This is a genomic window from Sphingomonas radicis (genome assembly GCF_051400635.1).
In the GTDB taxonomy this organism is placed as follows: Bacteria; Pseudomonadota; Alphaproteobacteria; order Sphingomonadales; family Sphingomonadaceae; genus Sphingomonas.
On sequence record NZ_JBLFFG010000002.1, the window covers coordinates 1,026,931 to 1,047,630 of the forward strand.

The window sequence follows — 20,700 nt, forward strand, 5'->3', positions numbered from 1 at the left end:
GCGAGCCGAACCGGCGACGACGTGCGCCAAGTTATTGATTGTTCTGGCTGCGCAAGAACCGGGGGATGTCGAGCGGGTCCTTTTCGCCCTCATCGTCGGCTGACGGCTTGGCGCCGCGCGAAGCCGCCATGCGCTCGAACAGCGTGCCGCCGGCGCGACGCACGGGCTTCGAGTCCGAAAGCAGATCGTCGTCGCCACCTCCGGTCAGCCACCGGCGGCGGCTGCCGATTCCGGGCGCCGGCTCGGGAGCGGGCTCTGGCGCGGCAGGCTCCGCAAACGACGCGGGCTCTTCGGGCACCGCACTCTCGGAGCCGAGCAGCAGCTCGTCCGAACCGCCCTGATCCTCGAAGCTCGCGACAGGCTCGGGAGCCTGGGGTTCAGGCGCATAGGCTTCGGTCGCTGCCGGCACTTCGGCGACAGGCTGAGCGACGGGAGCCTCAGGCTCGGCCTCGAAGCTCGGCTCTACAACCGGAGCCGCGACCGGCGCGGGTTCGGCGGCGGCAGTGCGGCGCGGGTTGGAGAAGGAGAAGACACGGGGTTGTTCGGCTGCGGTCGGCGTCATGCGCGGCTGCGCATCGGCGTCGATCCCGGTCGCCACCACCGACACGCGGATCTTGCCCTCGAGCTCGGGATTGAACGCCGAGCCCCAGATGATGTTCGCGTCGGGATCGACGAGCTCGCGGATGTGGTTGGCCGCTTCGTCTACCTCGAGCAGGCGCATGTCCTCGCCACCGGTGATCGAGACGATCACGCCCTTGGCCCCGTTCATGCTCACGCCGTCGAGCAGCGGATTGGCGATCGCCTTCTGCGCCGCCACGAGTGCGCGGTCGTCGCCGTCGGCCTCGCCGGTGCCCATCATTGCCTTGCCCATCTCCTGCATCACGGAGCGGACGTCGGCGAAGTCGAGGTTGATGAGCCCAGGCATGACCATCAGATCGGTAATGCCGCGCACGCCCTGCTGGAGGACCTCGTCGGCCATCTCGAACGCTTCCTTGAAGGTCGTGTTCGCGTTGGCGATCAGGAACAGATTCTGGTTCGGGATGACGATGAGCGTGTCGACATATTTCTGCAGCTCTTCGATGCCGGCCTCGGCGCTCTGCGCGCGGCGCTTGCCCTCGAAGGCGAACGGCTTGGTGACGACACCCACCGTCAGTATGCCCATGTCGCGCGCAGCCTTGGCGATCACCGGCGCCGCACCGGTGCCGGTGCCGCCGCCCATGCCGGCGGCGATGAAGCACATGTGCGCGCCCTCGAGCGCCTGCTGCACCTGATCGATCGTCTCTTCCGCAGCCGCGCGTCCTATTTCGGGACGCGATCCTGCACCCAGGCCCTGGGTGATCTTCGCGCCGAGCTGGATCCGAAGCCCCGCCGCCGACTGCTTGAGCGCCTGGGCATCGGTGTTGGCAACGAGGAACCCGACCCCCTGCACATCCGAGCGGATCATGTTCGCGATCGCGTTGCCACCCGCGCCGCCAACCCCGATCACCGTGATGCGCGGCGTCAGTTCGTCGACGTCTGCGGGAAGAAATTCAATGCTCATCCTATGGTCTCCTTGGCACCCCCGTCGCGACGTGCGGTGCCTTGAAATCTGTTCTGCACGAACGACCGGGTCGACTCTAGAGGAAAGAGCGGTGCCCCGTCGCGTTTCTTTAATAATTCGACCGGAAGGCCGCCATCAGCCGCTGGAGAATCGCACCGGCGCTGACCTTGGTCACCATCTGGTGCGGTTGCGGCTCCAGCGCCCGCAAGTCGATTGGGTCCGCAGCGGCGAACCGCGCGAGCCCCGCAAGCGTCGCGAACCCGGGGCCCGCATGCGCCTCAGGCAAAGCGATCAGCCCCTTGGGCCGGCCGACACGCACTGCGCTGCCGAGCGCTTGCTGCGCGTAATCGGCGATGCCCTTCAGCTCCGCGCCACCGCCCGTGAGCACGATCTGCCGGCCCACCGGATCGGCGAAGCCGAGCTTCTTCAGCTCCTTCTGGATCTCGCTCATCAGCCTTTCGAGGCGCTGGCGGATGATCGCGTTGAGCTGTGCCTTGGTGACCCGCGGCCCCTCCGCCCCGCCGTCGGGGATCGCGGGGACCACGTCGATCATCTCGTGATTGTCGCGCGGGGACAGGTTCGCCGAGCCGTGGAAGCATTTGGTGCGCTCGGCCCAGTTGCGCGCAGTGCCCAACGCGGAGGCGATGTCGTCGGTGATGTCGGCCGAGCCCATCGGGATCGACGCGAGACCCGCGAGCACGCCGCCCGCGAAGACCGAGACGTTGGTGACTCCCGCCCCCACTTCGACCAGCGCAACGCCGAGCTCGCGCTCCTCGTCGCTGAGGCACGCGAGCCCCGTAGCGACCGGCGCCGCGATGATCGAGCGGACTTCGAGATGCGCCGAGCGGACGCAATGATCGAGGTTGCGCACCGGCGAACCTTCGGTGGCGACGACATGGATGTCGACGCCGAGCCGATCGGCATGCAGCCCCAGCGGGCGCTTGACGCCGGCGAGCCCGTCGACCGTATAGCGCGTCGGCTGCGCATGGAGGATCATCTTGCCCTGCGGGTCGATCGCCTCACGCCCCGCTTTGAGCAGCTCGTCGATGTCGGCCTGCTCGACGCGGTGCCCGCCGAGATCGGCTTCGAGCTTGACGATGTCGGACAGCAGCCCGCCCGCCGAGAAGCTGACCCAGACGTCTTCGATGTTGAATCCGGCGATACGCTCGGCCTGCTCCACCGCCTCGCGGATCGCTAGCTCGGTCGCGTGCATGTCGGCGACATAGCCGCGCTTGACGCCGCGGCTCTCGCGCTGCCCGGTGCCGAGCACCACGAGCTGCCCGTCCTCGGCCTTTTGCGCGATCAGCGCCGATACTTTCGACGAGCCTACGTCGAGCGCCGTGATCAGCCCTTCCGGTGCGGTCTTCGCCATTGCCCCAATTCCCTGCTCAAACGCCTTTATCCCCCGATTCAGGCGGAGTCACAACAGTTTGCCTGCGCACTACGAGCTTTTCCGGATCGCGCATGTCGAAACCGAGGTGGCCGTGGCCGAGAAGGCGCTGCGCAGTGTCCAGCTCGGCGAATTTCTTGAGCGCGGCGGCAGCCTCCGCCTCCCCCTCCGGAAGCTGCAGCCGCTCGCCGGTGTCGAAGGTCAGATCCCAGCGCCGGTTGCCGATCCAGGTCGCCGCTTTCACCATCGGCCGGAGCGCCGGGGAAGCATCGAGCAGCTTGCGCCGCGCAGGCTCCTGCGAATTGGCGCCATCGCCGATCAGCAGCGGCAGGTTCGGCATCGCCTCGGGCGAGACCGGCTCGAGCGGAACGCCGGAGGTGTCGATCAGCATCAGCTGGCCGTGGTTCTGCCAGATCGCCGCAGCCTGGCGCTCGACGATGAAGATACGCAGCGTGTTGGGGAGTTGCCGCGAGACGCGGGCGTCCTGCACCCACGGGTGCTGGAGCAGCCGTTCGCGGACCAGCGCCAGATCGACGAGCGGCATCGCCCGCGAATCCTGGTCCAGCGCCTGCTCATAGACTGTCATCCGGTCCATGCGCTTGAGCCCGTCGATCTGGATCGCGTCGACCTTGAGCCCCGCCTCGCCGACCACGTTGGAGACGGCGACACCCGCCATCGCCGGAACTCCGAGCCAGGCCGCCACGCCGAGCGCAGCCGCAGCGACCGTCCCGACGATCGTTCCCGTGACGATCCGGTGCAGCGTTTCCGGGCTGATCGGCAGCGCGGCGAAGGCGCGTTCGAACAGCCCCGGCTTCTTCGGGCGGCGCGCAGCCGCCTTCTTCCTGGACGGCGCGCCGCGGCGGGTGGTGGAAAGCTGGGCTGGCTTGCGGCTCAAGTCGCCCCTCCCGCGAGCGCTTCGTCGACGATCTTCTGCACGAGTTCGGCATAGCTCATGCCGATGTGCCGCGCCTGCTCGGGCACCAGACTCAGCGGAGTCATGCCGGGCTGGGTGTTCACTTCGAGCAGGAACAGCCCGTCGATGCCTTGGCTGTCGTCCCAGCGGAAGTCCGAGCGCGACGTGCCCTTGCAGCCGAGGATGCGGTGCGCCTCGAGCGCGATGCGCTTGCAGGCGTCGGCGATCTCGTCGGGAACCTCTGCGGGGCAGACATGCTCGGTCAGCCCGTCGGTATATTTGGCGTCGTAATCATAGAAGCCGCTCTTGGGCTTCAGCTCGGTGACGCCGAGCGCAATGTCGCCCAGCACCGCAGTGGTGAGCTCGCGCCCCCGGATGAAGGGCTCGGCGAGCAGTTCGTCGAACTCCTGCCACGGCCCGATTGCCTCGCGCGCGATCGGATTGCCGTAATTGCCCTCCGCCGTGACGATCGCCACGCCCACCGACGAGCCTTCGTTGACGGGCTTGAGGACATAGGGGCGCGGCAGCGGATCGCGCTCGTGCAGCTCCTCGGTAGCGACCATGCGTCCGCCGGGCATCGGCACACCGTGGGGCACCAGCGCTTGCTTGGTGAGCTGCTTGTCGATCGCGATCACCGAAGTGACCAGCCCAGAATGCGTGTAGGGGATACCCATCAGGTCGAGCATGCCCTGGACGGTGCCGTCCTCTCCCGGCGTGCCGTGAAGCGCGTTGAACACGATGTCCGGCTTGAGCTCGGCGAGCTTCACCGCAACGTCGCGCGCCATGTCGACGCGCGAGACGCGGTGGCCCAGGCTCTCGAGCGCGTCCGCGACGCCGTTGCCCGACATCAGCGAAACCTCGCGCTCGGCGGACCACCCGCCCATCAGGACGGCGACGTGGAGGGAACGAAAAGCCCTCTCCCCTCCGGGGAGAGGGTTGGGAGAGGGGGAGTGTGAGACGTTGGTCATATCTACTGCCCCTCTCCCCGACCCTCTCCCCAAAGGGGAGAGGGAGAATTGCGCACGCCCACTCTCTGAATCTCCCATTCCAGCTCGATACCCGACTGGGCCTTCACCTTGGTGCGGACCTCCTCGCCCAGCGCCTCAATGTCGGCCGAAGACGCGTTGCCCAGGTTGAGCAGGAAGTTGCAATGCTTCTCGCTGACCTGCGCGTCACCCCGGCGGAGGCCACGGCAGCCCGCCGCGTCGATCAGCGCCCAGGCCTTGTGGCCTTGCGGGTTCTTGAAGGTCGAGCCGCCAGTCTTCGAGCGCAACGGCTGGGATTCCTCGCGCGCGGCGGCGATCCGATCCATTTCGGCCTGGATCACCTCGGGCTCGCCCGGATGACCACGGAAAACGGCGCTCACCACGATCGCTCCTGCGGGCAATTCGCTATGGCGATAGGTGTAGCCAAGCTCCTCCAGCGACAGAATCCTGCGCTCCCCGCTGCGCAGCACGATCTCGCACTCGACCAATATGTCGCTGGTCTCGCGCCCATAGGCGCCGCCGTTCATCCGCACGAATCCGCCGACCGTGCCCGGAATCGATCGCAGGAACTCGACGCCGCCGATCCCCGCGTCGCGCGCCTTGGACGAAACCAGTATGCCCGATGCACCGCCCCCGCATCTGAGCGCAGTCGCATCGATCTGCTCGACCGTGGCGAACGCCTTGCCGAGCCGCACCACCACGCCGGGCACGCCCCCGTCGCGCACGATCATGTTGGAGCCCAGGCCCAGCCCCATCACCGGCACAGATGGATCGAGCGCGTAGAGGAAGTCGCTGAGATCGGCGGTGTCAGCAGGCTCGAAGAGCCATTCAGCGGCACCGCCGCTCTTGAACCATACAAGCGGCGCCAGCGGCGCGCCGTGGGTCAGTTTCCCCCGGACAGGCGGCAAAGCGTAACAGACGCTCACTTAAGCCCCCGCAACTGAAGGGATGCCCTCTCCCCGTTCGTGCTGAGCTTGTCGAAGCACCGTTGTTCGAGCGGACATCGGAGAAGCGGAGAACCACCCTTCGACAAGCTCAGGGCGAACGGTGTGGAGGCGGCGTCCGTCACTTCCACCCCCAGAGGCGCGTCCATTGCTTCCACGCGACAAGGTTGGCCTCGGCGGCCTTCTGGCCCGCCTGCTGGAGCTTGGCGAAGTCGCGGCCCGCGTCGAGCATCTTCTCGGCGGCGTCGAGCTGCGCCCGTTGCGCGCGCAGGATCTCGCGCTGCATCTCCACTGCCGTCGAGAACCAGTCGCTCATGCCGCCGCCTCCGTGCGCGCAGCCTCGATCGCCGGCGCCAGGCCCGCCGCCCATTTGGTGATGTCGCCTGCACCCAGGCACACGACCAGATCGCCCGGCGCGCCGGCCTCGGCAATCGCACGGGCGAGCGCATCGGCATCGTTCACCGTCGCGGCGGAGCGATGACCGCGCCGCTTGACGTTCTCGACCAGCGCCTCGGCCGTCACGCCCTCGCGCGGCTCCTCGCCTGCGGCATAGACCGGCGTCACGAACACCATGTCGGCGTCGTTGAAGGCCTGGGCGAAGTCGTCCATCAGATTGCCGAGCCGCGAATAGCGGTGCGGCTGGACGACTGCGATCACCCGGCCCTCGGCGCTCTCGCGCGCCGCGGAGAGCACGGCGCGGATCTCGACCGGGTGATGGCCATAATCGTCGATCACTGTGATGCCATCCGCCTCGCCCACTTTGGTGAAGCGGCGCTTGACCCCGCCGAACTTGGCGAAGCCCTGCTGGATCGTCGCATCCGGAATGCCGAGCTCGAGCGCGACACCGACAGCGGCCAGCGCGTTCTGGACATTGTGCCGCCCGGGCATCGGCAGCTCGATATTCTCGATCGATCGGGTCGTGCCGTCGCGTTGGCGGATGATCGCCTCGAAGCGGTTGCCGCCTGCGAAAGGCGTGACGTTCACGCCGCGCACATCGGCGCTGGCGGCGAAGCCATAGGTCACGATGCGCCGGTCGCGCACCCGCGGGATGATTGCCTGCACCTCGGGATGGTCGAGGCAGAGGAGCGCCGCGCCGTAGAAGGGCACGTTCTCGACGAACTCGACATAGGCATCCTTGGCGCGGTCGAACGAGCCGTAATGATCGAGATGCTCGGGATCGATGTTGGTCACCACCGCGATCGTGCCGTCGAGCCGCAGGAAGCTGCCGTCGCTCTCGTCGGCCTCCACCACCATCCAGTCGCTGTCGCCCAGCCGGGCGTTCGATCCGTACTGGTTGATGATGCCGCCGTTGATCACGGTCGGGTCCACCCCGCCCGCGTCGAGCAGCGCCGCGACCATCGAAGTGGTAGTGGTCTTGCCGTGCGTCCCCGCCACTGCGACGGTGGACTTTAGGCGCATCAGCTCGGCGAGCATCTCAGCGCGGCGCACCACGGGGATGCGGCGCTCATAGGCAGCCTCGACCTCCGGATTGGTGCGCACGATCGCGGTGGAGACGACCACCACCGCCGCGTCCCCCAGATTCTCCGGCTTGTGGCCGATTTCCACCGGGATGCCGCGGTCGCGCAGCCCCTGGACGACATAGCCTTCGGCCACGTCCGAACCCTGCACCTTGTAGCCCAGATTGTGCATCACCTCGGCTATGCCGGACATGCCGATGCCGCCGATGCCGACGAAATGGATCGTTCCGATGTCGGTTGCGACGCCCTTCATGCGCCAGACTCACTCATGCGTATGCGGGCCTTCCTTGGGTAGCTGCCGATCGCGCGACGGGCGCGGCAGGAGCATGGATCGATTCGACCAGGTCCGCGAGGTCCCGGACTGCAAAGGGGCGGCCGCAGCTGCGCGCGCGTGCCGCGGCGAGCGCCAGGCCCTCGGAATCGAGGCCCAGCTTCTCGATCTGCTTCGCCAGCTCCTGCGCGGTGAAGGCGCGCTGCGGGATCGTCCGCGCGCCGCCCGCCTCGCTGATCTCGCGGGCGTTGGCGGTCTGATGATCGTCGGTCGCGGTGGGGAGCGGCACCAGGATCGCCGGGCGGCCCGCCGCGGTGAGCTCAGCGATGGTCGAGGCGCCTGCGCGCGCAATTACGACATGCGCCCAGGCGAGGCGTTCGGGGAGATCGGGCAGATAGGTGGCGATCTCCGCAGGAATCGAATGCGCGGCATATTTGGCGCGAACGGCGTCGATGTCCTCCAGCCGCGCCTGATGCGTCACCTGCAGCCGGCGGCGGAACGCGTCGGGAAGCAGCGCGAGCCCGTCGGGCACCACCTGGCTCAGCACCGACGCACCCTGGCTGCCGCCGGTGACCAGCACGCGGAAAATGCCCTCTTCGTCGAGCGCCGGATAAGGCCGGTCGCGCAGCGCCAGCACTTCCTCGCGCACCGGATTGCCGACGAGGTGGGTCTTGGGCTTCCAGCCCGGCTTGAGCCGCTCGACGCCTTCATAGGAAGTCGCGATCGCATCGACCTTGCCGGCGACATAGCGGTTGACCCGGCCCAGCACGGCGTTCTGCTCGTGGACGATCGTCGGGACGCGGGCGCGGAATGCCGCGAGCAGCGCGGGAAGCGCGGGGTAGCCGCCGAAGCCGATCACGGCGGAGGGGCGCATCTCGCGGTACAGTTTGAGTGCCATCGATCGCCCGGCGAGTATCTTGGTGAAGGCGCGTGCGTAGCCGAGCGGGCCGCCCCCCAGCCTTCCGGCCGGCAGCACATGCGTCTCGACACCCTCGAACAGGCCCGGGAAGCGGACGCCGCGATCGTCGCTCACCAGCGCCACGCGGTGGCCGCGCCGCGTCAGCTCCACCGCGAGCGCCGCCGCGGGCACCATGTGCCCGCCGGTGCCCCCGGCTGCCAGAACGTAGCTGCGCGCCTGCGTCATCCTTTGCTCCACCGGCCCGTATAGGGAGAGCGCTTCAGATACGGGTTTCGCCGCGTGAAAGCGAGCAGCAGCCCGAAGCCGATCGAAAGCGCGATCATCGAAGAGCCTCCGTAGCTGATGAAAGGCAAGGTCATTCCCTTCGACGGCGCGATCCCGGTGTTGACTGCCATGTTTATCATCCCCTGCACCCCAAACTGCGCCCCCAACCCGGCAGCTGCGAGCAGTGGAAATGCTTCCTCCTCGTCGAGCAGCTTCATGAAGACCCGGATTACGATCGCGGCATAGAGTGCCACGATCACTGCGCAGGCGAGCAGGCCGAATTCCTCGCCGATTACCGAGAAGATATAGTCGGTATGCGCTTCGGGCAGGCGGAACTTCATCTGGCCGCTCCCGGGGCCCGTGCCGGTCAGCCCCCCACCCGTGAGCGTCGCGTGCGCCATATCAACTTGATAGCGATCGGCGAGCCCCGCCTCCTTGGTCGGAAACAGAAAATTGTCGATGCGCGTGCGGGCGGTGTCGTAGAAGAAGTAGGCGGCAACCACACCCGCGATTGCCGTGCCACCCAGGCCGGCGATCGCCGCCGGGGAAATCCCCGAAAGCGTGAGCAGGATGAGCCATACGATGCCGAACACCATCGTCTGCCCGAAGTCCGGCTGAAGCATCAGCAGCACGCCGATCACCGCGGTGAGCACTCCGGTGACGAAGAGAACCGGCAGCTCCGGGTCCTTGGCGCGGAAGGAGAGGATCCAGGCGGTGGTGACAATAAAGAACGGCTTCAAGAACTCGGACGGCTGCAGGTCCGAGATGCCGAGGTCTATCCAGCGGCGGGCACCATTCACTTCGGCGCCAACTATCGGCACCAGCACGAGCAGCAGGAAGAAGAATGCGGCGCCAATCAACGACAAACGGCGCGCAAGCGTGACCGGGAGCATCGATACCGCGATCAGCACGGGCAGAGACACGCAGACCCAGATCAGCTGGCGCCAGAAATAATACATCGGCGGCACGATGTGCGACGCATCCGAATAGCGCCGCGCCGCGGCGGGCGAGGCTGCGGCGACGGCAACCAGCCCGATCGCCATCAGCAGCAGCACCAGCGTGAGCAGCATGCGGTCGACTTCCCAGAACCACATGCCTGCGCGAGACGTGTTCGAGCGCCCGAGTTGCTTGCTCACCCGGCGCTTGACCTCGCGGCCGATCGAGTCGGCTCCGGCCGCGTCGTTCATCCGAGCGCCTCCACGGCATCGCGGAAGGCCTGGCCGCGCGCCTCATAGTCGCGGAACTGGTCGAACGAGGCGCAAGCGGGCGAGAGCAGCACGGTATCGCCGGGGCGCGCTTCGGCAGCGGCGCTGCTCACCGCCGCGTCGAGCGTGCCCGAACGTTCCACCGGCATCTCGCCCTCCAGCAACTGCGCGAACATCTCGCTCGCGTCGCCGATCGTATAGGCCTTTGCGACATGGGGGAATCCCGGGCGGCACGCGTCGAGATCGTCGGTCTTTGCCTGGCCGCCGAGAATCCAGTGGATACGCTCGAACGCCGAGAGAGCGGGCGCGGTAGAGGTGGGATTGGTGGCCTTGCTGTCGTTGACGAAGAGCACACCGTTCCTGGTCGCAACACGCTCCATCCGGTGCGGCAGGCCCGGGAAGCTCTCGAGCCCACGATCGATCGCTTCGCGCGCGATGCCAAGCGCCTCGCAGGCGGCGATGGCGGCGAGCGCATTCTGCGCATTGTGCGGACCCTGAAGCGCCGGCCAGCGCGACTGATCCATGCACACGCCGGGAGCGATCTTGGTCAGGTCCTCGCTTCGGCCGGCACGCGCAAGCTGGGCAGCAATCTCATAGGAAGGCGTGTCACCAATCCCGATAACCGCCGCATGCCCCTTCGACTGCATCGCGAACAGCCGCGCCTTGGAGGCGGCATAGGCTTCGAATCCGGCATAGCGATCGAGGTGATCGGGCGTGATGTTGAGCAGCACCGCAACGTCGCAATCGAGGCTGAAGGTCAGATCGATCTGGTAGCTGGAGAGCTCCAGGATATAGACTCCATTCTCCGGCAGCGGGTCGCGTCCGAGAATCGGCAGGCCGATGTTGCCGCCCGCAAGGCTGGGCAGGCCGGCAGTGCGGCAGATGTGATCGATCAGCGCGGTGGTGGTGGACTTGCCGTTGGTGCCGGTGATCCCGACGACCTTGTGCGGCGGCAGTTCGGCCCGAGCTTGCGCAAATAGCTCGACATCCCCGATCACTGGCACGCCGAACGAAGTGGCGTGCGTTGCGATCGGATGCTTATTGAGCGGAACCCCCGGCGAAACGACGACTGCCTCAAAGCCGGTGAGATCGATTTCGACCGGGTCCGCAACCTGCAACCTCACACTGTCCAGAGCGTGCGAGAAAGCCTGCGCGCTATCGACCGCCCTTTCCCGGCGATCCAGGCTGGTATCCCAAATGGTGACCTCGGCTCCGCTCGCCAGCAAGGCGTCGACCGTCGCCAGGCCCGAACGCGCAAGCCCGAGCACTGCATAGCGTTTGCCGCGCCAGGCGGAACAAGTGATCACCGCAGCTTGAGCGTCGAGAGCCCCGCGAGCGCGAGCACGAAGGCGATGATCCAGAAGCGGATCACCACCGTCGGTTCGGACCAGCCGAGCTGCTCGAAATGGTGGTGGATCGGCGCCATCTTGAACACGCGCTTGCCGGTCCGCTTGAAGAAGAAGACCTGGATGATCACGCTCAGCGCCTCGACCACGAACAGCCCGCCGACGATGCCGAGCACCAGCTCATGGTGCGAAGTGACTGCGATCGCGCCCAGCGCGCCGCCCAGCGCGAGGCTGCCGGTATCGCCCATGAAAACCGCGGCGGGAGGCGCGTTGAACCACAAGAACGCCAGCCCTGCCCCAATCATCGCGCCGCAGAAGATCGTGAGCTCGCCCGATCCCGGAATGTGGGGAATGCCCAGATAGGTCGCGAAGCGCGCGTTACCGGTCAGGTAGACGATCACCATGAACGCCAGGCTGGCGATGATCACCGGCATCGAGGCCAGGCCGTCGAGCCCGTCGGTGAGGTTCACTGCATTGCCGAATGCGACGATCGTGAACGCGGCGAAGAGGACATAGAAATAGCCGAGATCGGGATGGATCCAGCTGAGGAAAGGCACATAGAGCTGGGTGCCGGTGTGATGGATGATGATCCAGCTCGCGATGCCTGCGATCACGAACTCGCCGAGCAGGCGGACACGGCCGGAAACGCCCGCGGTGCTCGCCTTGCGCACCTTGTCATAGTCGTCGAGAAACCCGATCATCCCGAAGCCGAAGGTCACGAACATGCACGCCCAGACCAGCGGGTTGCCAAGGTCCATCCAAAGCAGCAGCGATATCATCAGCGAGCTGAGGATCATCAGCCCGCCCATCGTGGGAGTGCCGCGCTTGGCAAGATGAGTCTGCGGCCCGTCGGAACGGATCGGCTGTCCCTTGCCTTGGCGGACGCGCAGCCAGCCGATGAAGCTCGGCCCGATCAGCAGCCCCAGGAACAGCGCGGTCGCCACTGCCGCGCCGGTGCGGAACGACAGGTAGCGGATCAGGTTGAGGATGCCGGGAAAGCCGAGCTGTTCCGCGATCAGGTAGAGCATTAGGCCATCGCCCTTTCCGCCAACGCCGCGACGAGGGTCGAGAGCCGCACGCCGTTAGAGCCTTTCACGAGGACCGCATCGCCCGGCGCCAGCACGACTTCGAGCCGTTCGCGCGCGGTGGCGGCGTCGGGCACATGGACGAAATCCACCCTGCCCTCAAGCGCATTCGCGAGCGGGGCCATGGCTTCGCCCACCAGGATGGCCTTTGCCACGCCTGCGGCCTGGACCGGCTCGCTGAGCCCGGCGTGAAACGCATCCGAATGCTCGCCCAGCTCCCGCATCTCGCCGAGGACGGCGACCTTTCGCCCCATTTCCTGGCCGAGCACCGCCAGCGTCGCGCGCATCGAGGCGGGATTGGCGTTGTAGCTCTCGTCGATGACCAGCGCCTCGCCGTTGCCCACCCTGGTGAGAAACCGGGCGCCGCGGCCCGGCAGACCACCCATCTCGGCAAGCGCGAGCCCCGCCATCTCCAGATCCCCGCCCGCGGCATCGACAGCGGCCAGGATTCCCATGGCGTTCGACACCCAGTGCGCGCCGGGCTGGGCGATGGTGAAGCTCAGCTCGCAGTCGCCAAAGCGGGCAGTGACGAAGGTGCCGCCGGTGCGCGTGCGGATAGACTCGACGGCGCGGTAATCGGCCCCCTGGCCCAAGCCGAAGGTGACGATCTTCGCGGCATGAGGCTCGGCGGCCGCGATCAGCCGATCGCGGTGGCGGCTGTCGAACGGCACGATAGCGGTGCCGCCGGGCTCGAGCCCCCGGGATATCTCGCCCTTGGCATCGGCGATCGCTTCCTCGCTCTCGAAGAAGCCCATGTGGGCCGGTGCAATGGTGGTGACCATCGCCACGTGCGGGCGCACCAGCCGCGTGAGCTGCGCAAGCTCGCCGGCATGGTTCATCCCCATCTCGAACACGCCGAAGCGCGCGTCGCGGGGCATACGCGCAAGGCTGAGCGGCACGCCCGTATGATTGTTGTAGCTTTTGACCGAACGATGCGCGCAGCCCGGCTCGATCCGGTCGAGCGCGGCGAACAGTGCCTCCTTGGTGCCGGTCTTGCCCACCGATCCGGTGACGCCGATCACCTTGCCCTGCATCCGCGCCCGCGACGCACTGCCGAGCGCATTCAGCGCCGCCATCGTATCGGCGACCAGCACGTGTGGGTGCGGCGTCGGCACGGAAACGACCGCTCCGGCCGCCCCCTGCGCGAACGCCTGATCGAGGAAGCGATGCCCGTCGGTGGTCTCGCCCTTGAGCGCCAGAAACAGGTCGCCGGCACCCACTTCGCGCGAATCGAAGGTGACTCCTGAAACCTCGAACCCGACCGAGGCAGCGCCACCGGTCGCGGCGGCGATCTCGGCGGAGGTCCAGAGCACAGAACTCATAAGCCCCTCCCCTTCAGGGGAGGGGTTTGGAGTGGGGCATGTGTCTCTCCGAGGCTAAAGGCTGCTTGGACAGCCCCCACCCCAACCCCTCCCCTGAAGGGGAGGGGCTTAAGGAGCGCCCCCCTCACGCGGCGCATTCCCGCGCCACGGTCACATCGTCGAAAGGAAGCACCATGTCACCCACGATCTGCCCCTGCTCGTGTCCCTTACCGGCGATCAGCACGATATCCTCGGCGCCCGCCATCTCGATAGCGGTGCGGATCGCGTCACGCCTGCCGCCGATGTCGAGCGCGCCTGGTGCGCCCTTGAGCACTTCGGCACGGATCGCCGCAGGGTCCTCGCTGCGAGGGTTGTCGTCGGTCACGATCACCACGTCGGCGCCGGCCGCCGCCGCCTGCCCCATCGGCTTGCGCTTGCCGGGATCGCGATCTCCGCCGGCGCCGAGCACCAAGATCAGCCGCCCCCGCGTATGCGGCTTGAGCGCAGCGATCGCAGCCTCGATCGCATCGGGCGTATGGGCATAGTCGACGTACACCGGCGCCCCGGTCCGGGCGATCACCGCACGCTCGAGTCGCCCGCGCACGGGCTGGAGGCGAGCGAGATTGGCGATAGTCGCTGCGACATCGCCGCCGGTCGCGATCACCAGCCCTGCCGCGACCAGCGCATTGGCCGCCTGATAGGCGCCGATCAGCGGCAGCACCACCGTGTGCGTGCGCCCCTCCGCCTCGATCGTCAGCCCCTGCCCCAGCAACGTCGGATCGCGCGCGACCAGCTTCAGCGTCTCACCATGCTCGCCCACCGTGATGAGCCGGTTGCCACGCATCCGCGCCAACTCCTCCACCCGCATCGCATGCGGATCGTCCGCCCAGACCACCGCGGTGCCATCCGGATCGAGCACATCGGCGAAGAGGCGGAGCTTGGCGCAGAAATAGGCCGCCATGTCGCCATGATAATCGAGGTGGTCGCGGCTGAGATTGGTGAAGGCGGCTGCCCGCACCGGCAGCCCTTCGGTCCGATATTGCGACAGGCCGTGCGACGAGGCCTCGAAAGCAACGTGAGTAACGCCTTCGCGCGCGAGCCCCGCAACATTGGAGAGAAAGGTGACCACGTCCGGCGTGGTGAGCCCGGTGTTCACTCGCTCGTCGGCCGTGGTCACGCCCAGCGTGCCGATCGATGCGGCGTGAAAGCCGGCCATGCGCCACAGCTGGCGCGTCATCTCGACGGTCGAGGTCTTGCCATTGGTCCCGGTCACCGCGATGGCAGTCTCGGGAAAGGGCGCGAAGAACTTCGCCGCGAGCCGGGCGAAGCACTCTCGCGGGCTGTCCGCGGTGATATGGACCGCACCTTCGACCACCGCTTCGGTCCGCGCGACTACGGCGACCGCACCAGCCTTCACGGCATCGGGAATGAAATCCTCGCCATTGACCCTGGCGCCCTCGAAGGCACCGAAGATGGTGCCGGGTGCGACCTTGCGGTGGTCGATGGCGAATCCGGTCACGATCGCAGCCTCGTCGCCGCCCGTCAAAACCCCGAGCTTCATCGGGCGGACGCCTGGGCCCCTTCCGGACCCGTCCAGATCAACGCCTTGAGATCGGCAAGCTCGACGTCGCGCTGCGCGTCGGGAATCACGCCCATCAGCGTCCCCGTGCGGCTGATCACGCGCGAGACGACCGGGGCGGCGGTCCAGGCGGCAGTGGTACGATATACCCCGATCGCGGGGTTTGCCTTGGGCGAATCGAGCATGGCGAGCATCACATAGCGCGGTGCGTCGATCGGGAAAGCCGCTGCGAACGTCGAAACGTTGCGGTGCTTGTCATACCCGCCCCCCGACGCTGCCTCCGCCGTCCCGGTCTTGCCCGCGACACGGAAGCCCGGCGCCTCGCCCTTGCGGCCGGTGCCCATCAGCACGATCATCCGCAGCAGCTGGCGCATCCGCGCGCTGGTCGCCTCGGCAAGCACGCGCTTGCCCGGGTTGGGTTTGGCCGGATCGGCCTTGAGCAAAGTCGCGGGGCGATAGATGCCGCCGTTGACCATCGTCGCATAGGCGCTGGCGAGGTGCAGCGGCGTCACTGCGATGCCGTGGCCATAGGCGGTGGTCATCACCGTGGTGCGCGCCCAATATTGCGGCCAGAGCGGCCGTGCCGCCTCCAGCTCGATTTCGGGCCGAGCGCCGAAGCCCAAACGGCGGAAAATATCCTGCAGCCGATCAGCGCCCAGTTCGTCGGCGATGCGCGCGGTGGCGATGTTCGACGAATAGATCAGCGTCTCGGGGATATTGAGCCAGCGGAACTGCTCGTCGCCGGGATCGTCGTTGATCCGGAAGCGACCGACCTGGAGCGGCCGCGTCGCATCGAAGCGCCGTGACATCGACGTGATCGTGCCGCTGTCGATCGCCGCGGCGACGGCGATCGGCTTGAAGGTCGAACCGAGCTCGTAGACGCTCTGCGTGACGTTGTTGCGCGGCGGCGGCCCCTGGATCGCATTGGGATTGAAGCTCGGCAGCGAAGTCATCGCCACCACTTCACCGGTTCCGACATCGAGGATCACGCCTGCGGCACCGCGCGCCTGAAGCTCGGCCATCGCCCGGCCGAGCTCGCTCTCGAGCGCTCCCTGGACGCGCGCATCGATCGAAAGCGCGACGGGCTGCCCGCGGAGCGTCGGATCGGTCAGCCGGGTGTTCAACACCTTCTCCATCCCCGCCACGCCGTGCCCCTGCACGTCGAGATAGCCGAGCACGTGCGCCGCCATGGACGATTGGGGATAGAGCCGTTCGGGCTCGCGCTGGAACTCGATCGCGGGCTCGCCGAGCGCATTGACGGCGTTGACCAGTTCGGGAAGCGCGCGACGCTTGAGATAGGCGAAGGTGCCGCCCGAATTGAGCAGTGTATAATAGTGCCCTGCGCTCTGCTCCGGAATCAACTCGGCGAGCTTGCGGGCGAGCGCGCCCTTGTCGCCGATCACCTGGTCGGGGTGGACGGCGATCGTCCAGGCGTCGATCGTCCGCGCGAGGGGCGTTCCGTTGCGGTCGACGATATCGGCGCGCGGCGGAACGAATGTCGCGGCGATGTCGCGCGCAGTCGCGGGCTCCGCCCACAGCGCCAGCAGCGCCAGCTTGCCGATCACCACGAGCATGCCGAAGCCGAACAGGAGCGCGAGCACCATCAGGCGCAGCTGCGCGACCGCGACCAGCGCTTGCCGGGCTCCGCCGGTGGCGCGCGCGCGCGCAGGCGGAGCGACGACTACGATCAACGGAGCGCCAGCTTCTCGCGCTTCGCCAGTCGCTGCAGATCGTTCATCGTCGACGCGCTGAGCACGCCGCCGCTTACCATCGCAACGCGCTGGCGCTCGGCCTTCCTGACCAACTTGCGAAGCTCCCCATCATCCCGCGCAGCCACCTTGACCGGGGCAGCAACCTTAACGGATGTCGCGACCTGAGCAACAGCCTGCACCCGCTTGGGAGCAGGGGCAACCGCCGTGGCGACGGTCTCGATCGGCGGCACGCCAGCCGGCACCACCAGCGCGGCGGTCTGCACCTGCGCCCCATCGATCGCGCCCGGCATCGGCTGCCCGAGGCTCGCCAGCTGGGTCTCGCTCGCCAGGAACTGCTCGGGCGCGGGCGCGGCGAGCGCCAGCACTTCGCCGTTCCAGCGCTCGAGCTGGGCCAGGTTGGCGCGCGTGTTGAATTCGGTCTCCAGCTGACGGATGTCGCGGTGCGCCTGCAGGATCGCCGATTTGGTCGCGTTGAGCTTCGCCTGCTCGGCGGCACCATAGGAATTCACCAGGTAGCAGGCCGGCGCCACGATCACGCCGCACAGGAACCAGCCAAGCCCCTCGAAGCGATGCACTGCCATTAGTTCACTCCCTCACTCGTCCACGGCGCGGCCGCTGTGCGACGCGCCACGCGGAGCGTCGCCGATCGTGCGCGTGGATTACGCGCGATTTCCGCCTCGCTCGGGCGCACGGCCTTGGCGGGGGGATCAAAACTCGGTTCGGCACGGGGGCCTATGGCCGGGCGGTGCCGCGAGCCGGCAGGTTCGCTGCCGCTGCGCTCGCGCAGGAAGCGCTTCACCATTCGGTCCTCGAGGCTGTGGAAAGTCACCACTGCCAGCCGCCCACCGGGCTTCAGCACCCGCTCGGCCGCAGCCAGCCCGTCCGCCAACTCATCGAGCTCACGATTGAGGTGGATGCGGATCGCCTGAAAGGTCCGGGTCGCCGGATCCTTCTTGTCGTGCGGTTTGTGCCCCAGCGCCTTGCGGACGACGTTGGCGAGCTCGCCCGTGCGCGAAAGCGGGCGTGCGGCGACGATCGCATGCGCCACGCGACGCGCCCGCGGCTCCTCGCCATAATGGAAGAGCACGTCCGCGATCTCGCCCTCGTCGGCGGTGTTGAGCCACTCGGCCGCAGTCACGCCCGACTGACTCATCCGCATGTCGAGCGGACCGTCCTGCTGGAACGAGAAGCCGCGGTCGGCCTGGTCGAGCTGCATCGACGAGACGCCGATATCCATCGTCACCCCGTCGACGGGCGCGAAGCCGCGATGCGCGAGCTCTTCCGCCATCCGGCTGAACGGCGCCTCGATCAGGATCAGACGCCCATCCGAATTCGCGACGAGAGTTTGGCCGCCTTCGATCGCATGGGGGTCGCGATCGAAGGCGGCCACCTCGGCACCCCGCTCGAGGATGGCGTTGGTGTAGCCGCCCGCACCGAAGGTCGCGTCGACGTGACGCTCGCCGGGCACGATGGCGAGACCGTCGATCACTTCTTCGAGCAGCACGGGAATATGGGGAGCGGCGCCGGTCACAGCTTCACTCCCTTCGACTGACAGAGATACTCGCAGATCTCGCGCAGGCCCGGGTCGGCCTTCTCGTCCTTGAGCAGCGCCTCGGGCGCCCAGATGTCGAAGGTCTCGCCGGCGCCGTTGAAGAAAGCCCATTTCTGGATGCCCGCCTTCATGCGGAAAAAGGGCGGGATCACGAAGCGACCGCTGTCGTCGAACGGCGCCTTCTCGACCAGGCCGAACGCGCGACGCTTGGCGCGCGTGTCCGCTTCACCGCCGCGCTCCTCAGCCAGCTGCTCCTTGCGATCGATCCGGTCGTACTTTTCCTTGGACCAGCTCAGATCGTGCGCGGAGAGGCACGGATCCTCCGGATGAAGGCCCACGACAATCTGGCGGATGTCGGAATTGCGCTCGGCGGCGGCGCGCAGGTCTGCGGGTATGGCGACACGACCTTTCTGATCGACCGCCTGGAGCGCAAATCCCTCGAAGAGCTCCCTATCCGCCACAAAACCCGACCTCAAAAAGCCAGGCACGCCTTTCCCGTCTCCGAAATCACGGCTCCCGCCGCCTCCGGCACCTTGTTTTCACAGGAAAAGGGTCGTGCCCCCTTAGCTCGCCTGTTTAACCACAAAAACGAGCGGGAAACAACGGGAGAATTGGGGATAGAGCGGGAAATTCCGCCACTAGGAGCCACTTTTGCGCAATATTCTCGATTAAGTCTATATTTGTTCTTCTTTTGAATTCTCTGGGCAGGAGCCGCGCGATATCGCCCTCCTGGTCCGAATCCAGGACCTGGGATGGAACGAGGCATGAAAGCGCGAACCCGGCCTTCGCCGGGATAACGGCTTTAGCTAGGCTGCGTCAGCGTACAGGTGCGGGGGCCGGAGACTGCTCGGCTTGGGGCGTGTCGGTGGAGGAAGTGCTGGGCGCCACGCCGAGCTCTGCCAGTGGCTCCTCCTTCGCTGCCTCTTCCTCCGCCTCGGTATCCTGAACTGTCATGTTCGCCACGACCGAGGCGTTGGGCGCGCCCACTGCCGACACCGGCTCGTCACGATTTGCGGAGGAAAGGATCGCGCTGGCGATTCCGATCAGCACCAGAACCAGCGCGAGACCGGTCATTCCGACACGGACGCGCTGCATTGCCTGGGCTGAGTCTTGATGCGATCCCGACTTCATTCTGTGGCATAAATGTAACGCTTCATCCCCGGCTTGTCGAGGGAAGAGCGGCTACGAGCCACTACGGAGTAGCGAGCCAGGCAGGAACCGTGAGGTCCTTCGCGCGCAACCACTCGGGATTGTAGAGCGTGGAGAGGTAGCGAAAACCGGTATCCGCAAGGATCGTCGCGATCCGTTTGCCCGGGCCCAGCTCGCGTGCGAGCCGCACCGCGCCAGCGACGTTGATCCCCGAAGAAAGCCCCAGGCAGAGCCCCTCCTCCGCCAGCAATCGGCGGACCCATTCGAGCCCCTCCTCGTCCGATATCCGGAACTGGGCGTCGACCGGAGCTCCTTCGAGATTACCGGTGATTCGGCCCTGGCCGATGCCTTCGGCGACTGACGAGCCTTTGGCCTTGAGCTCGCCATGCGCATAATATTCGTACAGCGCCGCTCCATGCGGATCGCTCAGCGCGATGCATACCTGCTCGTCCTTGGCCTTGAGTCCCAGCCCCACGCCTGCCAGCGTCCCGCCGGTGCCCACCGCGCAGGTGAAGCCGTCGATCCGGCCGTCCATCTGCGACCAGATCTCCTCCGCGGTGCCGACGATGTGCGCGCGGCGGTTCGCGATATTGTCGAATTGGTTCGCCCAGATCGCGTTGGGCGTCTCTTCGGCGATCCGGCGCGAGGTGTGCACGAAATGGCCGGGGTTGGAATAAGGCGCGGCAGGGACCAGCACGAGCTCGGCGCCGAGCGCGCGCAGCGTGTCCATCTTCTCGCGCGACTGAGTCTCGGGCATCACGATGATCGTGCGATAGCCCTTTGCATTGGCGACGAGCGCCAGCCCGATACCGGTGTTGCCGGCAGTGCCCTCCACGATCGTGCCGCCGGGCGCGATCAGCCCCCGCTCCTCGGCGTCCTGGACAATGTAGAGCGCCGCGCGGTCCTTCACCGATGCGCCGGGATTGGCGAACTCGCACTTGCCATAGATATCGCAGCCGGTCGCTTCGCTGGGCCCCTTGAGGCGCACCAGCGGGGTGTTGCCGATCAGCGCCAGGGTGTCGGGAGTAAGATGCATGGCCGCTAGATAGGGGTGCTCGACCCACCG

Annotated in this window: 20 protein-coding genes; 1 reads left to right on the forward strand and 19 read right to left on the reverse strand. The window is 67.0% G+C overall.

Annotated elements, in window-relative coordinates; all coding sequences use genetic code 11:
• Window positions 1-31 precede the first annotated feature (31 nt).
• The 17 genes from ftsZ to ACMGDH_RS11855 all read right to left on the reverse strand — a co-directional run bounded on the left by ftsZ (window position 32) and on the right by ACMGDH_RS11855 (window position 18,823).
• Window positions 32-1,540, reverse strand: coding sequence for a cell division protein FtsZ (gene ftsZ / locus ACMGDH_RS11775; protein ID WP_436828115.1), 1,509 nt, complete (start codon window positions 1,538-1,540; stop codon window positions 32-34).
• A 109-nt stretch (window positions 1,541-1,649) separates the two neighbouring features.
• On the reverse strand, window positions 1,650-2,912 hold the full coding sequence (gene ftsA / locus ACMGDH_RS11780) for a cell division protein FtsA (protein WP_436828116.1): 1,263 nt from the start codon (window positions 2,910-2,912) through the stop codon (window positions 1,650-1,652).
• 16 nt (window positions 2,913-2,928) lie between these two features.
• Entirely contained in the window at window positions 2,929-3,825 is an 897-nt protein-coding gene (locus tag ACMGDH_RS11785; protein WP_436828117.1) for a cell division protein FtsQ/DivIB, read from the reverse strand.
• The gene (locus ACMGDH_RS11790; RefSeq protein ID WP_436828118.1) at window positions 3,822-4,811 is read right to left on the reverse strand and encodes a D-alanine--D-alanine ligase; all 990 of its coding nucleotides are present in this window, start codon (window positions 4,809-4,811) and stop codon (window positions 3,822-3,824) included. The genes ACMGDH_RS11785 and ACMGDH_RS11790 overlap by 4 nt, the downstream gene beginning before the upstream one ends.
• Before the next feature lie 2 nt (window positions 4,812-4,813).
• Entirely contained in the window at window positions 4,814-5,755 is a 942-nt protein-coding gene (gene murB / locus ACMGDH_RS11795) for a UDP-N-acetylmuramate dehydrogenase (RefSeq protein WP_436828119.1), read from the reverse strand.
• Between the two features lie 139 nt (window positions 5,756-5,894).
• Window positions 5,895-6,089 (reverse strand): hypothetical protein, encoded by a 195-nt coding sequence (locus ACMGDH_RS11800; RefSeq protein ID WP_436828120.1) that lies wholly within the window; start codon window positions 6,087-6,089, stop codon window positions 5,895-5,897.
• A complete protein-coding gene (gene murC, locus ACMGDH_RS11805) occupies window positions 6,086-7,504 on the reverse strand; it encodes a UDP-N-acetylmuramate--L-alanine ligase (protein ID WP_436828121.1) in 1,419 nt (472 codons plus the stop codon). The genes ACMGDH_RS11800 and murC overlap by 4 nt, the downstream gene beginning before the upstream one ends.
• A 13-nt stretch (window positions 7,505-7,517) precedes the next feature.
• Window positions 7,518-8,666 carry an undecaprenyldiphospho-muramoylpentapeptide beta-N-acetylglucosaminyltransferase gene (gene murG, locus ACMGDH_RS11810; protein WP_436828122.1) on the reverse strand — a complete coding sequence of 383 codons (1,149 nt, stop codon included), beginning with the start codon at window positions 8,664-8,666 and terminating at the stop codon, window positions 7,518-7,520.
• Window positions 8,663-9,892: an FtsW/RodA/SpoVE family cell cycle protein gene (locus ACMGDH_RS11815; protein WP_436828123.1), complete on the reverse strand. Its 1,230-nt coding sequence runs from the start codon at window positions 9,890-9,892 to the stop codon at window positions 8,663-8,665. Before ACMGDH_RS11815 ends, murG begins: the two co-directional genes overlap by 4 nt.
• Window positions 9,889-11,217 (reverse strand): UDP-N-acetylmuramoyl-L-alanine--D-glutamate ligase, encoded by a 1,329-nt coding sequence (gene murD / locus ACMGDH_RS11820; protein ID WP_436828124.1) that lies wholly within the window; start codon window positions 11,215-11,217, stop codon window positions 9,889-9,891. Before murD ends, ACMGDH_RS11815 begins: the two co-directional genes overlap by 4 nt.
• Window positions 11,214-12,284: a phospho-N-acetylmuramoyl-pentapeptide-transferase gene (gene mraY / locus ACMGDH_RS11825; protein WP_436828125.1), complete on the reverse strand. Its 1,071-nt coding sequence runs from the start codon at window positions 12,282-12,284 to the stop codon at window positions 11,214-11,216. Before mraY ends, murD begins: the two co-directional genes overlap by 4 nt.
• Entirely contained in the window at window positions 12,284-13,663 is a 1,380-nt protein-coding gene (locus ACMGDH_RS11830; protein ID WP_436828126.1) for a UDP-N-acetylmuramoyl-tripeptide--D-alanyl-D-alanine ligase, read from the reverse strand. The genes mraY and ACMGDH_RS11830 overlap by 1 nt, the downstream gene beginning before the upstream one ends.
• Window positions 13,664-13,787: 124 nt before the next feature.
• Window positions 13,788-15,203, reverse strand: coding sequence for a UDP-N-acetylmuramoyl-L-alanyl-D-glutamate--2,6-diaminopimelate ligase (locus ACMGDH_RS11835; protein WP_436828127.1), 1,416 nt, complete (start codon window positions 15,201-15,203; stop codon window positions 13,788-13,790).
• A complete protein-coding gene (locus ACMGDH_RS11840) occupies window positions 15,200-16,912 on the reverse strand; it encodes a peptidoglycan D,D-transpeptidase FtsI family protein (protein ID WP_436828128.1) in 1,713 nt (570 codons plus the stop codon). Before ACMGDH_RS11840 ends, ACMGDH_RS11835 begins: the two co-directional genes overlap by 4 nt.
• Window positions 16,909-17,514 carry a hypothetical protein gene (locus ACMGDH_RS11845; RefSeq protein WP_436828129.1) on the reverse strand — a complete coding sequence of 202 codons (606 nt, stop codon included), beginning with the start codon at window positions 17,512-17,514 and terminating at the stop codon, window positions 16,909-16,911. Before ACMGDH_RS11845 ends, ACMGDH_RS11840 begins: the two co-directional genes overlap by 4 nt.
• Complete coding sequence (gene rsmH / locus ACMGDH_RS11850) at window positions 17,514-18,464, reverse strand: 16S rRNA (cytosine(1402)-N(4))-methyltransferase RsmH (protein WP_436828130.1); 951 nt, start codon at window positions 18,462-18,464, stop codon at window positions 17,514-17,516. Before rsmH ends, ACMGDH_RS11845 begins: the two co-directional genes overlap by 1 nt.
• Window positions 18,461-18,823 (reverse strand): division/cell wall cluster transcriptional repressor MraZ, encoded by a 363-nt coding sequence (locus tag ACMGDH_RS11855; protein WP_436828131.1) that lies wholly within the window; start codon window positions 18,821-18,823, stop codon window positions 18,461-18,463. The genes rsmH and ACMGDH_RS11855 overlap by 4 nt, the downstream gene beginning before the upstream one ends.
• Here ACMGDH_RS11855 and ACMGDH_RS11860 point away from each other — a divergent pair.
• Complete coding sequence (locus ACMGDH_RS11860) at window positions 18,812-19,180, forward strand: hypothetical protein (RefSeq protein WP_436828132.1); 369 nt, start codon at window positions 18,812-18,814, stop codon at window positions 19,178-19,180. The genes ACMGDH_RS11855 and ACMGDH_RS11860 overlap by 12 nt on opposite strands.
• Window positions 19,181-19,301: 121 nt before the next feature.
• Here the strand turns inward: ACMGDH_RS11860 and ACMGDH_RS11865 are convergent, their stop codons facing one another.
• Window positions 19,302-19,580: a hypothetical protein gene (locus tag ACMGDH_RS11865; RefSeq protein WP_436828133.1), complete on the reverse strand. Its 279-nt coding sequence runs from the start codon at window positions 19,578-19,580 to the stop codon at window positions 19,302-19,304.
• A 97-nt stretch (window positions 19,581-19,677) separates the two neighbouring features.
• A complete protein-coding gene (locus tag ACMGDH_RS11870) occupies window positions 19,678-20,670 on the reverse strand; it encodes a cysteine synthase A (protein WP_436828134.1) in 993 nt (330 codons plus the stop codon).
• Window positions 20,671-20,700 lie beyond the last annotated feature (30 nt).